The sequence below is a fragment of the Prochlorococcus sp. MIT2308 genome (genome assembly GCF_059772345.1).
Window position 1 is genome coordinate 105776 of sequence record NZ_CM186283.1, and the last position, 13008, is coordinate 118783.

A 13008-nucleotide genomic window follows, 5' to 3' on the forward strand; every position below is an offset into this window, starting at 1 on the left:
CTAATCGATTAAAGATAACAATTCATCTTCGTTAATAAGATAAATATTTTTGCAGAATTGACATGTAAGTTCTGCTTTCCCATCCTGTTTTATCATTTCTTGAAGCTCTTTTTTCCCCAATATCTTCAATGCTGATAGGCTTCTTTCTCTTGAGCATCTACATTTAAAATGAACTTCTTGAGATGTGCTAATAATATCTGAATGTGATTGATCAAGATCAGGAAAAATTTCTTCAATTAGGGAAATAAGGTTTGTCCCTTTTTTGTTTAATAATTGACTAAAAGAGTTGATTTCTTTACATCTATCTTCGAGTAGGGCTATTAATGAATAGTCTCGTTCAGCTTTTGGTAGTATTTGCGCTAAAAGGCCTCCACTACAAACTATTCCATCCTGATTAATTCTCTCTCCAACAAACACGGCTGATGGAGTTTGTTCAGAATGTAGTAAATAGGAGGCTATGTCTTCACCTATCCCTCCATTAATTAATTCAACTGTGCTGTTGTGCGGTTCACCTTTACCATCATCTCTAATAACGTGAAGATAGCCAATGCCTGTGGCTTTTTTAAAATCAAATGTATATTGATTGCTTTTATTTTTAATTAGGTCTAATTCAAGACTTGGGTTGCCAACGTAACCTCTCACACTTCCATCTCTACCTGCATCAATAGTTAATCCTTTTAGTGGTCCATTTGAACTTACCCTCAAAGTCACCCTTCCATGATTTACCTTCATTGAGCTTGCAAGTAAGAGGCTTGCACTCATTGCCCTACCTACAATTGCAGAAGTTAAATATGAAAGAGAATGTCTTTCTTTTGCTTCTTTTGTTGATTCAGTTGTTGATACGGCGACTAGCCTGATCCCTCCTTTCGCAGCAGTAGCTCTAACTAGTGAATCTGTCATTGATTAATTTAATTGTTTACTCAGGGATAAGTTGACCATTTTGCAACTCATAATTTTCGGTAATCAAATTTTTAAAAAGTTCTGGTTCATGTGTAACTATTAAGATAGTTTGCTTGTTTTTAAGCTTTGCGAGTAATTCTATAATTCCGTTTTTTACTGACCAATCTAAACCTGCTGTTGGCTCGTCCAATAAAAGTACTTTTGGACTCCTTAATAATTGAACAGCAATAGCTAGTCGGCGTTGTTGTCCTCCACTAAGAGATTCTGGCGGCTTCTTTAAATCTAAATTGATTAAACCCACTTTTGTAAGAGCTGAAATTTGTTCTTCTGTTGTTAACCTCTTATGTCCAAGTCGTAATTCTTGAGCTACCGATAATCCAAGAAAATATCTTTCTGGAAATTGGAAAACTAATCCACATAATGACCTTCGCTGACGTGCATTTAGAGTTTTGTCGAACCATGTTATTTCCCCTTTTCGATATCCAGATAGACCGCTAATGATTTCTACTAGTGTAGTTTTTCCACTTCCACTGGGTCCTCTAACTATTGTTATTTTTCCAGTATTTGTTTTTAAACACAAATCTCTAAGGATTGGTTTCTCTGATGTTGAGGGATGGTAATAAATATTTTTTAAACAAAGCATTCTTTTTTACTGAGGTTTTGATCAATTAAATAAAGATTTTTTGATTTTCTTTAATCAATTTACATTAGATTGTGTTTGATATCTTTTAGTTTTTCTTTTTTAAGATCTATTGTTTATGGAAGTTCGATTTCGTGAAGTTGATCCTTTCAATTGTTGGATATGGCTTAGATATTCAGAGGTCCCAAGTAAGGGAGAAAAAGAATACGTTGATGGTATTTTTGATTCTTGGTATGTGCTAGGGAGACTTGGGGGATTTAATTCTGAAAATTTGCAAACGCATGAAATTGGTTCTGATGTCAGTTGGATGAGCTATGAAAATGAAGATACATCTTCTAGTCTTCCATCATTAATGCATAATCTTGGAGAATTTGAATTTAACGAGTGTTGGGCTAGATGTTGGGTCGATTTAGGTACTTCTGACCTCATCGCAATAGATGTTTTGATAAATGTACTTAAACAAATGGATGTTGATGTTGTAAAAATAGAGGAGCTAATTATCGGAGGAGTAAATGAAGATTGGCCAGTAGAAGAACATCCTGATGCAATTTTTTCTTCAACAGATTAGATTTCTATGGCTGAGAAAAGAAGATTATTTATAAATCCAAATCGATTAAGTGATGAAATCGATTCAAATGGAGAGTTGATATTGACCTCCAATGAATCACATTATTTATCTAGGGTTATGAGGATGAGATCGGAAGATCTTTTAGAGGTTGTTGATGGAAAAGGTCATCTTTGGAACGCAAAAATTGTTGAAAAAAAAACTATAAAACTTACTAATGGTTTTGATAAACCTATTCAAGTCGTTTCAAGAGAGATTCCATTAATAGGCATTGCTGTAGTTATTCCTAAAAAAGGGTTTGAAAACTTTTTGCAAATGAGTTGTGAGATAGGTGTTGACATTATTCAACCATTATTTTCAAAACGATCAGTAGTTAAAGAATGCAACAACGAAAAATTTATTAGATTTCAAAAAATTATTCATGAAGCCGTTGAGCAATCTGAAAGACTCTGGAGTCCAGAACTAATGCACGCATTGACATTCCCCCATTGGATAAATGATTTGCCTTCCGACGCTCAAATTGGATTTGCCACAACACGCATTCAAAACTTACAAGAATGTGTGAATTGGTTAAAAGAAACACCAAATAAAGTCAATCAAGTTTGGGTGGTAGTTGGCCCAGAGGGAGGCTGGAATAAAGATGAAGAGGGATTAGCTTTTGAATCTGGCTTATCTGGGGTGTCTATGGGGGCAACTATTTTGAGGACATCAACAGCTGCTGTAAGTGCCTGTCAGTTAATGACTTCATGGAGAAGAGTTAAATCATCCCTTTAAGATTGAAAATTTTTGAACATAAAACCGTCTATTGTTTAGAAATAGGCATGCTGATTAGAAACTATGGCTAACTTCTCTTTTATAAGCGGTATTTGGTTTAATGCTTTTTTGGTAAATTTCTTGTTGATATTTTTAGGACATAGGCTTCCATTTTTAACTAAGAAAGGTTGGATTCATGCTGGAATACTTGGAACACTTTTATTAGGATCTGTTGGTTGGAATGGTTGGATATCAGTTTGTGTATATCTCTTGTTGGGAACTTTAGTTACAAAAATTGGATACAAAAATAAAGCTTCCCGAGGGATTGCTGAAGCAAGAGGTGGTCAACGAGGGCCTGAAAATGTATGGGGGTCTGCAGCCACAGGTTGCTCGCTCGCCTTATTAAGTTGTCTTTGGCCAAATTTTTTAAATTTATTCATGGTAGGTTTTGCTTCCAGTTTTAGTGCAAAACTTTCAGACACATTTTCAAGTGAAATTGGCAAAAGATTTGGTAAAAGAACTTTTCTTATTACGACCTTAAAGCCTGTATCACCAGGGACAGAAGGGGCAATAAGCATCGAAGGTTCGATGGCAGGGTTGTTGGGAAGTCTTATCATGACCCTGGTTATGTTTAATCTATCCATCATTTCTGGATTATCAGTTGCTTTTATAGTTTTCTTATCTGGCTATTTGGCAACTTTTCTGGAGAGTTATATTGGAGCAGTGGTGCAAAATCAGATTGATTGGATGACTAATGAATTAGTGAACTCTATACAAACATCTATAGCAGCTATTATTTCTATCTTTTTATACTTGAATTTTGTTTAAATATTCATCTTAAATCAGCCCAACTCTTTAATGCTGGCCATTCACTAATTTGTTCGTAAATCCATTTATGACCCTTAGTATTCAGATGTATTCCGTCTGATGAGAGTAGTTCTTTATAAAATAATAAATTGATCATTTTTTCATGAATAGATAAAAATGGGACATTTAATTCTAAGCAAGTTTCTTCAATTTTATTTTCATACTTAGAACAAGCTTGGTTTGAATACCAAAGACATTCTGCAAAAGGCATTGAGTCTTCATTAACAGGTGTTAATCCAGTAACCATTATATTTACTTCATTCTTAATTTCGTTTACTAATTGTTTTAAGCCAAATTTAAAAGCATCTTCGGAAAGTTGGGGCCTGCCATCTTTTCTTCCAATCCTAGCGGTATCATTTAATCCAATTGATAACAAAATACCTTCAGGAACTTTTCTCCTTAACTCTCCCCTTGTTGCCCACTCATTCTTATATCTTATAGCAACTTTCTCTAATCCATCTCCTCTTACTCCAAGAGAATAAATTATAGGAGCACCATCTAAATTTAACCAGTTTTGTCTTAATCTCTCAGACCAACCCCCTCCCTCTAGATCTCCCCATCCGTAAACCCCACTATCTCCAATTATGATTAATTTTTTCTGATATTTATTCATAAGTACATATGTTGAATAAAATAACTAATTAATGAAATTGTTGGTTGAATTCTTTAACCAATAATTTTGAGAAGTGTTAAATAAAAACTCCCCTGAAATTGTTAATAAAGAGAAAGTAGCAGTTATTATGATGACTTGAGCCCAATCGAATGAGCTTAGTGATTCCTGTAATTGCCACCCTAATCCTACTCCTCCAACTGCACCTATAATTGCTGTTTCCTTTAGGATTACGTCACTTCTATATGCTCCATAAGCTAAGTAACTATTACTTTGGGGGACTAATATTCCATAAAGTGTTGCTGATTTCTTTTTTGAACCATTGCTTTTAATTGCTCGATAAATACTTTTTTCTTGATTTAGTATGTTATCTGTAAGTAATCTTCCCATGACACCCATATGTGTAATTCCTAGTGATAATGCGGCTACAGATATATTAGGATTAGTAAAAAGAAGAATAAGTATAGTGGTCAATGGAGGAGGTATCAATCTAAAGAAGATCCAAATAAAATTTTGAACTTTTAAAGAGAATTTACCTGGGAATAATACTAGTAAAAGTGGAGGTGTCCCTATTGCAATACCAGATGCGAAAAAAGTTATTAAAATTGTTGTAATGATTAGTTTAAACAGAGGTAAGGTATTAAATCCATTTCTTATTTCTAAGAAGGAAGGTAAATTCAAATAGAAAAAGCTTAATGGAGTAAATATCTCAAAATTTAGCTTATAAAGCAAACTAATGCCTAAAGATAGAGATAGTGAAAATATTGAGATTAAAATTAAGAGAGAATTCTTAAAACTAATATTTTTAGATATATAACTTCTTAAAAATCTTATACATTTCTCTAATAAAATTATTACTAACCAAAGCATCCACAAACAAGTCCACATTTCATTGAACTCAAAGGACTTTAAGGTTAAATATAGTTCTGTTCCTATACCTCCTAATCCAAATATTCCAAGTAATGTTACACCTCTAATTGCACATTCAAATCTGTAACTTCCATATGTAAATACGATAGGTGTTAACTTTGGAAGTATAATAGTTATAAATGAGCCCATAAAATTAGATCCTGTTTGCTTAATTGCTACTAGAGGTTCTATGTTAAAACTATCTAGTTGCTCTGAAATTACTCTTGCGGTTAAGGCTGAATAGGGAATGACTATAGATATAATTGCCACCCAAATATTCAAACCTAAAATTTGTATAAATAGCAAGCCCCAAACTACTTCATGTATTGATCTTGGAATTGCTAATGAGTATTTTATAAATTTACCTAAAAAAGAAAATTTAGGAATACTTTTCCAAAATAAATCTGTAGATAGTAAACCTAAAAGAATTCCAAAAAGCATGCTGATAACCCAGCTAGTTAAAGCAGTAGCAATTGTTATTTGAAGTCCTTCCAATGCGCTTTTAACTACTTCTTGATTGAACGATGGTTTTATAGCTGATCTTATAAAAAGAAATATGATATATAGGCCCCCAAAATGAAATCCTTTGATGATTTCTATTAGAATGGGAATGTAGGCGATTGATGGGATTAATGTTAATAAAGTTGATACTGGTTTTATTAATTTCATCATGAATTAAAATAGCCAATCAAGCTCTGATTGATTAATATTATGAATTTCTCTATCTATTACAATCTCTCCATGTTTTAACGCAATAACTCTATTGAAATTATTTATTAAATTTATTTGATGAAGACTTATAAGTATGGTCTCAGGGATTTTAATTCTAAGATAATTTTTTTGATTAATTAATAAATTTAATATATTTTTTGATAATAGCGGGTCTAAATTTGAGAAAGGTTCGTCTCCAAGAAGAATCTCTGGTTCTTGTCTTAAAAGACGAGCAATTGCTATTCTTTTTTTTTGCCCACCAGAAAGTTTATTTATATAGGAATAAATAGTTTCTTTAGGGAGAGAGACTGCTGCTAGGCACTCTTGGCATAAACCTTTATCTAAGACTCCCAGGAGATTTTTAAATGCCCATATGAAATTGTGTTTGCCTAGTGCACCGCAGTTTATATTTTGTGCGACATTTAGCTCTTCTATCAAAGATAAATCCTGCCATATAGTTCCTATTTTTGACGACTCAATATCTGAGATACTGTTAATGTGAGAACCTTTCCATATTACATTCCCTTCGTTTGGTATTAGTGATCCATTTGCAATCGAGATTAATGTACTTTTGCCAGAACCACTCTTGCCAATAAGCGCTATCTTCTCACCTTGATTTATTGTTAAATTAATATCTTTTAATCTAATAATTTCTTTACTGCTATGGCTTATATTCTTTAATTCTAGTAACTTAGTCACTTAATCTTTCCAATTTTTCTACCTACTTCTTCTATTTTATTATAATTCTCGTTTTTTGATATTATAAATTTTTTTGCGCTAAATAATTCGAGAATTTGTTTTTGTTTTTTTGACTTTTCATTGAAACCTAAAAATACATTTGTAAGCTGTTTCGTAAAATCTCTTTTGAACTTTTTATCTAGGTTTCTTTGAGCAAGCCAATGATAATTATGATAAGAAGGAGTCTTCCAAATTACAAAGACTTTTGAGGGATCCACGCGTCCTTTCGCAAGATTTCTCTTCCACACTTCTTCGCTAAGAGCACCTGCCTCATATGAACCACTTTGCACGAGCATTAATGTTGCATCGTGGCTACCACTAAAGCCAGGGCTTGCACCTTTGAAATCTTTAAGTTGAACTCCTGCTTTGTTTAAAAAATATTGTGGCATCAATCTTCCTGATGTTGAACTTTCAGAGCCAAAAGTAAAACGCTTGCCTTTTAGTATTTTTAAGTCATTTATGTTATTTATTTTTTTGATTGAACTTTTACTGTTTGCAATAAAAACACTATGGAAATTCTTATCAATATCTCTTTGTGCTATTACCTTGGATCCTTTGCTTTGAAGTCTTGCCTGTACACCCGTTAAAGCACCAAACCATACTAAATCCAAATTCCCGGTCCTAAAAGCTGTTACGGCTGCAGCATAGTTAGTAACTGGTAAATAACGGACTTGAACATTGAGCTGCTCGCTTAATTCAGAGGATAATACTTTATATAAACGATTCAGGTGCTCTGGGTTTTGATCTGGTATCGCCCCAATGCGAAGTATTTCCTCTGCTTTTAATGACCCAACATTAGATAGATTAAGTATTGATAAAAGGGCAAACAATACTTTAGTGAACTTTATTGTTCTTTCTGCTTGATTCATTTTTTTTAGTTATTTAAAAATCATTTAATAGTTTTTCCAACCTATCAACTCCATCGTTGATCATTTTAATTGAAGATGCATATGAGATTCTTATGCATTTGTCATCTCCGAAAGCAATCCCTGGAACTATCGCTAGGCCAACCTTCTCTAGCGCCAATTTACAGAAACTTATTGAATCTATTCCCTCTAGATTAATTTCTGGGAAAACATAGAAGGCTCCAGTGGGAGGAACAAAAGAAATATTTTTTATTTTTTTTAGTCTTTCGGTTATCAATAACCTCCTTTTGTTATAAATTTCTGCCATTTCATGAACGCAATCTTTTGAGCCCTGAAGTGCGGCAATGGCTCCTTTTTGAGCAAAACTACATACATTGCTTGTACTTTGACTTTGTAAAGCAATGGCTTTCTTTACTACCTCTGTATTTCCTGTTAGGTATCCAATCCTCCAGCCAGTCATTGCCCAAGCCTTGGCAAAACCGTTGACTGTGAAAATTCTATTTTTTAAATCTGGTGCTATTTTGGCGAAACTGTGATGAACTTGATTTGGAGAAATAAGAAATTCATAAATTTCATCACTCATTAAAAAAATTCTTGGATGTCTTCTTAAAAACTCAGAAATAATATTCATTTCTTGCTCGGTTAAAACGCAGCCTGTTGGATTACTTGGAGAGTTAATAATTAATAACCTTGTTTTTTCAGTTACGTTTTCTTCTAGAGAATTGATATCTATTTTGAAATTATCTTTAGTTGAAGATTTAATTTTAATTGGCTTGGCACCAGCTAAAAGGGTTATCTCTGGATAACTAAGCCAATATGGTGCAGGTATAAGGACTTCATCTCCAGGATTAAGTACTACTTGAAATAAATTATATATTGCTTGCTTCCCTCCATTTGTTACCAAAACATTGTCTTTTTTTGTGGGAACTTTATTAATATCTGATTGCTTTTGGGCAATTGCTTCTCTTAATTCTGGATCTCCAGCAGCAGGTCCATAACGAGTTTTTCCATCTTTTAATGCTTTTAAAGTGGCATCGATAATAAATTCTGGGGTATCGAAATCAGGTTCTCCAGCGCTTAAACTGCAAATGTTTTTCCCTTCAGCTTTTAAAGCCTTAGCTTTTGCGCTGATCTCAAGAGTTAGAGAAGGTTTTATAGAGAGAGCTCTTTTAGATATCTGTGATTTTTCAGTCATCTTCGAAGCATAACTTCAAAATGTATTTCTTAGATTCACTTTTAAAGTGAATTGATGTAATTACAAATTTACTACTTAATTAGATACTTGCATGCCTTTGATGAACATAAACTTCCTAATCGCTTCTAAAAACCCAAAAGAATTGTCGGGATTTTATGCCAAGATCAACTCTGACAAGGTGAATAAAGGTTTCAATGAAACTCATTATTTTATTTCATTAAGTAATCGATCCAAAATACATTTTTATCTACCTAATGAAAATTACGAATGGCAAAGGAAAGGAAACTCAACTTCACTGTGTTTTCAACGCGAACCTTGCAAAGATCCTTCAAAAATCATAGAAAGCTGGAAATCTGAGATCTTGAAAATAGGGGGTAGAGCTAAGGGAATCGCAAAATTGGCAAACTTTGGTTCTGAGCAATGGATGCTTGATCCAGAAAAAAATCAATTCTTAATTTTGGTGCCATATCGTTCAAGTAGATCAGATATGGAGGCTTTAATATGAGTAATAACATCCACCCTGATAAGGATATTTCTGATGTTCTTAATTTAGGCAATCCCATAAACAAAATCGTTGTATCAAGAGGAACCCCCTTAGCTAAGTTGATGATTGTGGGAGAGGCTCCGGGCGCAAAGGAGGAGGAGTTAGGAGAGCCTTTTGTCGGAAGATCTGGAAAGTTACTAGATCAATTGCTTCAAAATGCGGGGATTGATATCAGCCAAGATGTTTATTTTTGCAACGTGGTCAAATGTAGACCGCCAAAAAATAGACGCCCAACAAAGGTTGAAATTCAAGAAAACCTTCCCTGGTTGTATCAACAAATCAAACTTATAAATCCAGAAATCATAGCTCTTGTTGGGTCTACAGCATTAGAAGCAATTTTAAAAAATAAGTCCCCAATAAGCATTCTCAGGGGTAAATGGATTAATTGGGATGGAAGACTTGTTATGCCTATTTTTCATCCAGCTTATTTACTCAGAAATCAATCAAAAGAGGATGGTTCTCCAATGAGGTTAACTAAATCGGATTTTTTAAAAATCAAAGAAAAAATTGATACTTTAAAATAGCCCTCAGATATGTCATTCTTGTTTATTAAAGAGGCTCAATTGTTAACTCATGATTGCGACCCTGGAAAAAGATAAGAAAGAAAATAATGTTTCACAGCGTTATAGCACCAGAATTATTCGTAGAGATACTAGACCTGTAATGGTTGGAGATATTGGCATCGGAGGGGATAATCCAGTTCGTGTTCAGTCAATGATTAATGAAGATACGATGGATATTGAGGGTTCTACTGCTGCTATAAGAAGATTGCATGAAATAGGATGTGAGATTGTCAGATTAACGGTCCCAACTCTTGCAAGCGCAAAAGCTGTTGGAGAAATCAAGAAACTCTTAGCTAGTACTTATCAACCAGTTCCATTGGTAGCGGATGTTCACCACAATGGAATGAAAATAGCTTTAGAGGTTGCAAAGCATGTTGATAAAGTTCGTATTAATCCAGGATTATTTGTCTTTGAAAGACCTGATCCAAATAGAACTGAATTTACAGATGATGAAATAAAAGCAGTTAAAAAGAAGATTATTCAAAAATTTGAACCAATTGTTAATACTTTAAAAGAGCAAAACAAGGCACTTAGAATAGGAGTTAATCATGGATCATTAGCAGAGAGAATGTTATTTGCGTATGGAGATACACCTTATGGGATGGTTGAATCAGCAATGGAATTTATAAGAATTTGTGATTCATTAGATTTTCACAATATTGTAGTTTCAATGAAGGCTTCGCGACCTCCAGTCATGCTCGCTGCTTATAGAATGATGGCCGACACTATGGATAAAGAGGGATTTAATTATCCTTTGCATTTGGGTGTAACTGAAGCTGGTGATGGAGATTATGGAAGAATAAAAAGTACAGCTGGAATAGGAACGTTATTATCGGAGGGGATTGGCGACACAATAAGAGTTTCCCTTACTGAGGCACCTGAGAAGGAAATACCGGTTGCCTATTCGATTTTGCAAGCAGTTGGACTTAGAAAAACCATGGTTGAATATATTAGTTGTCCTAGCTGCGGTAGAACATTGTTTAACTTAGAAGAAGTTGTGGCGAAAGTAAGAGCAGCTACTGTTCATTTGACAGGACTAGATATAGCAGTTATGGGTTGTATTGTTAATGGACCTGGAGAGATGGCAGATGCTGACTATGGTTATGTAGGTAAGGGGGTTGGAACCATTGCCCTTTATAGAAATAGAGATGAAATCAAGAGGGTACCTGAGGATGAAGGTGTTCAGGCCTTGGTTGATTTAATTAAAGAAGATGGTAAATGGGTAGACCCATAAAAATAGAAAATATATTTTAATTGTTTTATTCTTAGAAAAATTATTTAATAATTATGTTGAATAGATTTTTAAAAATATTTTTATTAATAGCTATTTTCCCTTCGCCATCTTTTCCCTTCCAGGCTAATTCTTCTACTTTGATTACTAATAATCCAAAAGAGATTATTGATCAGGTATGGCAAATTATATATCGCGACTTTTTGGACTATTCAGGAAAATATAATCCAGAAGATTGGATTAAATTAAGAAAGGAGATACTAACAACTAAATATTTTGATAATGCAGATGCATATATTGCCATAAAAGACATGTTGAAGGGATTAGATGATCCTTATACAAGATTTTTAGATCCTAAAGAATTCAATGAAATGAGAATAGATACAACGGGTGAGTTGATGGGAGTAGGTATTCAAATTTCTCTAGATGAAGTTACTAATCAAATTGTTGTTGTCTCGCCAATAGAAGGAACTCCAGCTTTTCAAGCAGGAATTAAACCAAAGGATATAATTGTATCTATCGACGGTAATCCTATCGAAGGTCTGAGTATAGATAGTACCGTTAAACTTATTCGAGGTAAAAAAGGAACGAAAGTTGAACTAGGTATTATTAGAGACGAAGAGTTATTAAATGTCTCATTAATAAGAGATAGAATTGAAATTAATGTGGTTGATAGTCGAATTAATAATACAGTTATAGGAGCAAAAATTGGTTATCTAAGGTTGAAACAATTTAATGCAAAATCTCCAAAAGAAATGAGTTTATCGATTAATAAATTAGAAAAACAACAACCTTTTGGTTATGTGTTAGATCTTAGAAGTAACCCTGGTGGTTTACTTGAGGCAAGTATTGAAATAGCTAGACAATGGATAAACACAGGAATTATTGTTAGTACTAAAACAAAAGATGGTATTACTGATATTAGAAAAGCAAAAAGTAGAGCTCTAACTAAAAGACCAGTGGTAGTTTTAATCGATGAAGGATCTGCGAGTGCTAGCGAGATTCTTTCTGGAGCAATTAAAGATAACAAAAGAGGAGTATTGGTTGGGAAGAAGACTTTTGGTAAGGGACTAGTTCAATCTGTTAGATCTCTATCTGATGGCTCTGGACTAACAGTTACAGTCGCTAAATATTTAACACCAAGTGGCAAAGATATTAATAAAAATGGAATTGAACCTGATATTAGAGTAGATCTTTTGTTGAATGATAAAAATAAATTAACAAATTCAGATCTAGGAACTTTAAAAGATAGTCAATATGTTGCGGCTGAGGATATATTGCTTAAAAAGTATAAGTTTGAAGGTGATAAAAATTCTTATAACCCCTTAAAATCTAATTTAGGATTCGCCCTGAAAAAATAGCTAAAACTTATCAATTCTTTTATATCCATACCAGTCTGGAATCAGCTTATCACTTCTTTTTTCTGGATCTGGGATTAAATTTATTTCCCAATTCTTTATTTTTATAGGATGTAAATCGTCAATACTTTTTAAATAATGAATACCTGAGTAATCATCATTATGTTTTAAATCTAAATTTGATACCCAAATTTTTTTGGCTTTTCTCTTTGCCTCAATAGCTTTTTTTGCGACAATTAAATTGAATTCATGTTCTTCATACATCTTTTTTGGATTGTATCCGCCTAAATTAACAAACCAAAGTGAAAAATCTTCTATTGGTTGACGAATTAAACTATCTTTATTGGATTTAGATATGACTATTTCATATCCATCAACATATTTAACACACTTATAACTATCAATGTGAAGTCCACTTCTCTTCCCCACCCATTGTTTTCTAAGCTCAGTAAATGTATCCTCTATTGTTTTACCTAGAACCCACCTTACATCGTGTATTTCTATATTGCTTTTTAAGCATCTTCCCCCTAATACAACAATAAAAAGGGATAAATTCAT

General features: G+C 33.4%; 15 protein-coding genes. 7 read left to right on the top strand and 8 right to left on the bottom strand.

Features of this window, described 5'->3' with window-relative positions; genetic code table 11:
- Both hslO and AC6EIW_RS00515 read right to left on the bottom strand, forming a co-directional pair.
- On the bottom strand, window positions 1-900 hold the full coding sequence (gene hslO, locus AC6EIW_RS00510) for an Hsp33 family molecular chaperone HslO (RefSeq protein WP_498520699.1): 900 nt from the start codon (window positions 898-900) through the stop codon (window positions 1-3).
- Window positions 901-916: 16 nt separating this feature from the next.
- Window positions 917-1543 (bottom strand): ABC transporter ATP-binding protein, encoded by a 627-nt coding sequence (locus AC6EIW_RS00515; protein ID WP_498520700.1) that lies wholly within the window; start codon window positions 1541-1543, stop codon window positions 917-919.
- Between the two features lie 115 nt (window positions 1544-1658).
- On the opposite strand from AC6EIW_RS00515, the gene AC6EIW_RS00520 reads away from it, so the two are divergent.
- From AC6EIW_RS00520 to AC6EIW_RS00530, 3 genes are all read left to right on the top strand, one after another.
- Window positions 1659-2108 carry a DUF3531 family protein gene (locus tag AC6EIW_RS00520; protein ID WP_498520701.1) on the top strand — a complete coding sequence of 150 codons (450 nt, stop codon included), beginning with the start codon at window positions 1659-1661 and terminating at the stop codon, window positions 2106-2108.
- Between the two features lie 6 nt (window positions 2109-2114).
- Complete coding sequence (locus AC6EIW_RS00525) at window positions 2115-2879, top strand: 16S rRNA (uracil(1498)-N(3))-methyltransferase (protein WP_498520702.1); 765 nt, start codon at window positions 2115-2117, stop codon at window positions 2877-2879.
- A 63-nt stretch (window positions 2880-2942) separates the two neighbouring features.
- On the top strand, window positions 2943-3686 hold the full coding sequence (locus AC6EIW_RS00530) for a TIGR00297 family protein (RefSeq protein WP_498520703.1): 744 nt from the start codon (window positions 2943-2945) through the stop codon (window positions 3684-3686).
- Between the two features lie 4 nt (window positions 3687-3690).
- Here the strand turns inward: AC6EIW_RS00530 and AC6EIW_RS00535 are convergent, their stop codons facing one another.
- The 5 genes from AC6EIW_RS00535 to AC6EIW_RS00555 are packed head-to-tail and all read right to left on the bottom strand — an operon-like array spanning window position 3691 to window position 8754.
- A complete protein-coding gene (locus tag AC6EIW_RS00535; protein WP_498520704.1) occupies window positions 3691-4338 on the bottom strand; it encodes a GDSL-type esterase/lipase family protein in 648 nt (215 codons plus the stop codon).
- A gap of 24 nt (window positions 4339-4362) precedes the next feature.
- Window positions 4363-5916 (bottom strand): PhnE/PtxC family ABC transporter permease, encoded by a 1554-nt coding sequence (locus AC6EIW_RS00540; RefSeq protein ID WP_498520705.1) that lies wholly within the window; start codon window positions 5914-5916, stop codon window positions 4363-4365.
- Window positions 5917-5919: 3 nt separating this feature from the next.
- Window positions 5920-6654 carry an ATP-binding cassette domain-containing protein gene (locus AC6EIW_RS00545; RefSeq protein ID WP_498520706.1) on the bottom strand — a complete coding sequence of 245 codons (735 nt, stop codon included), beginning with the start codon at window positions 6652-6654 and terminating at the stop codon, window positions 5920-5922.
- Entirely contained in the window at window positions 6651-7562 is a 912-nt protein-coding gene (locus tag AC6EIW_RS00550) for a putative selenate ABC transporter substrate-binding protein (protein WP_498520707.1), read from the bottom strand. The genes AC6EIW_RS00545 and AC6EIW_RS00550 overlap by 4 nt, the downstream gene beginning before the upstream one ends.
- Window positions 7563-7575: 13 nt before the next feature.
- A complete protein-coding gene (locus AC6EIW_RS00555; RefSeq protein WP_498520708.1) occupies window positions 7576-8754 on the bottom strand; it encodes a pyridoxal phosphate-dependent aminotransferase in 1179 nt (392 codons plus the stop codon).
- 100 nt (window positions 8755-8854) lie between these two features.
- On the opposite strand from AC6EIW_RS00555, the gene AC6EIW_RS00560 reads away from it, so the two are divergent.
- Genes AC6EIW_RS00560 through AC6EIW_RS00575 form a run of 4 tightly spaced genes read left to right on the top strand, consistent with a single transcriptional unit; the run spans window position 8855 to window position 12453 of the window.
- A complete protein-coding gene (locus tag AC6EIW_RS00560) occupies window positions 8855-9259 on the top strand; it encodes a lactoylglutathione lyase (protein ID WP_498520709.1) in 405 nt (134 codons plus the stop codon).
- The gene (locus AC6EIW_RS00565; protein ID WP_498520710.1) at window positions 9256-9822 is read left to right on the top strand and encodes a uracil-DNA glycosylase; all 567 of its coding nucleotides are present in this window, start codon (window positions 9256-9258) and stop codon (window positions 9820-9822) included. The genes AC6EIW_RS00560 and AC6EIW_RS00565 overlap by 4 nt, the downstream gene beginning before the upstream one ends.
- 49 nt (window positions 9823-9871) lie before the next feature.
- Window positions 9872-11095, top strand: a complete 1224-nt coding sequence (ispG, locus tag AC6EIW_RS00570; protein ID WP_498520711.1) for a (E)-4-hydroxy-3-methylbut-2-enyl-diphosphate synthase — start codon at window positions 9872-9874, stop codon at window positions 11093-11095.
- A 53-nt stretch (window positions 11096-11148) separates the two neighbouring features.
- Entirely contained in the window at window positions 11149-12453 is a 1305-nt protein-coding gene (locus AC6EIW_RS00575) for a S41 family peptidase (protein ID WP_498520712.1), read from the top strand.
- Here the strand turns inward: AC6EIW_RS00575 and AC6EIW_RS00580 are convergent, their stop codons facing one another.
- The gene (locus AC6EIW_RS00580) at window positions 12454-13008 is read right to left on the bottom strand and encodes a DUF1543 domain-containing protein (RefSeq protein ID WP_498520713.1); all 555 of its coding nucleotides are present in this window, start codon (window positions 13006-13008) and stop codon (window positions 12454-12456) included. It abuts the gene before it with no gap.

Bases quoted from the DNA above. Each gene is read 5' to 3' on its own strand.
- AC6EIW_RS00565 (WP_498520710.1), top strand. From the start codon at position 9,256: ATGAGTAATAACATCCACCCTGATAAGGATATTTCTGATGTTCTTAAT.
- AC6EIW_RS00580 (WP_498520713.1), bottom strand. From the start codon at position 13,008: ATGAATTTATCCCTTTTTATTGTTGTATTAGGGGGAAGATGCTTAAAA.
- ispG (WP_498520711.1), top strand. From the start codon at position 9,872: ATGATTGCGACCCTGGAAAAAGATAAGAAAGAAAATAATGTTTCACAG.
- AC6EIW_RS00575 (WP_498520712.1), top strand. From the start codon at position 11,149: ATGTTGAATAGATTTTTAAAAATATTTTTATTAATAGCTATTTTCCCT.
- AC6EIW_RS00520 (WP_498520701.1), top strand. From the start codon at position 1,659: ATGGAAGTTCGATTTCGTGAAGTTGATCCTTTCAATTGTTGGATATGG.
- AC6EIW_RS00530 (WP_498520703.1), top strand. From the start codon at position 2,943: ATGGCTAACTTCTCTTTTATAAGCGGTATTTGGTTTAATGCTTTTTTG.
- AC6EIW_RS00555 (WP_498520708.1), bottom strand. From the start codon at position 8,754: ATGACTGAAAAATCACAGATATCTAAAAGAGCTCTCTCTATAAAACCT.
- AC6EIW_RS00540 (WP_498520705.1), bottom strand. From the start codon at position 5,916: ATGATGAAATTAATAAAACCAGTATCAACTTTATTAACATTAATCCCA.
- AC6EIW_RS00535 (WP_498520704.1), bottom strand. From the start codon at position 4,338: ATGAATAAATATCAGAAAAAATTAATCATAATTGGAGATAGTGGGGTT.
- hslO (WP_498520699.1), bottom strand. From the start codon at position 900: ATGACAGATTCACTAGTTAGAGCTACTGCTGCGAAAGGAGGGATCAGG.
- AC6EIW_RS00515 (WP_498520700.1), bottom strand. From the start codon at position 1,543: ATGCTTTGTTTAAAAAATATTTATTACCATCCCTCAACATCAGAGAAA.
- AC6EIW_RS00525 (WP_498520702.1), top strand. From the start codon at position 2,115: ATGGCTGAGAAAAGAAGATTATTTATAAATCCAAATCGATTAAGTGAT.
- AC6EIW_RS00550 (WP_498520707.1), bottom strand. From the start codon at position 7,562: ATGAATCAAGCAGAAAGAACAATAAAGTTCACTAAAGTATTGTTTGCC.
- AC6EIW_RS00560 (WP_498520709.1), top strand. From the start codon at position 8,855: ATGAACATAAACTTCCTAATCGCTTCTAAAAACCCAAAAGAATTGTCG.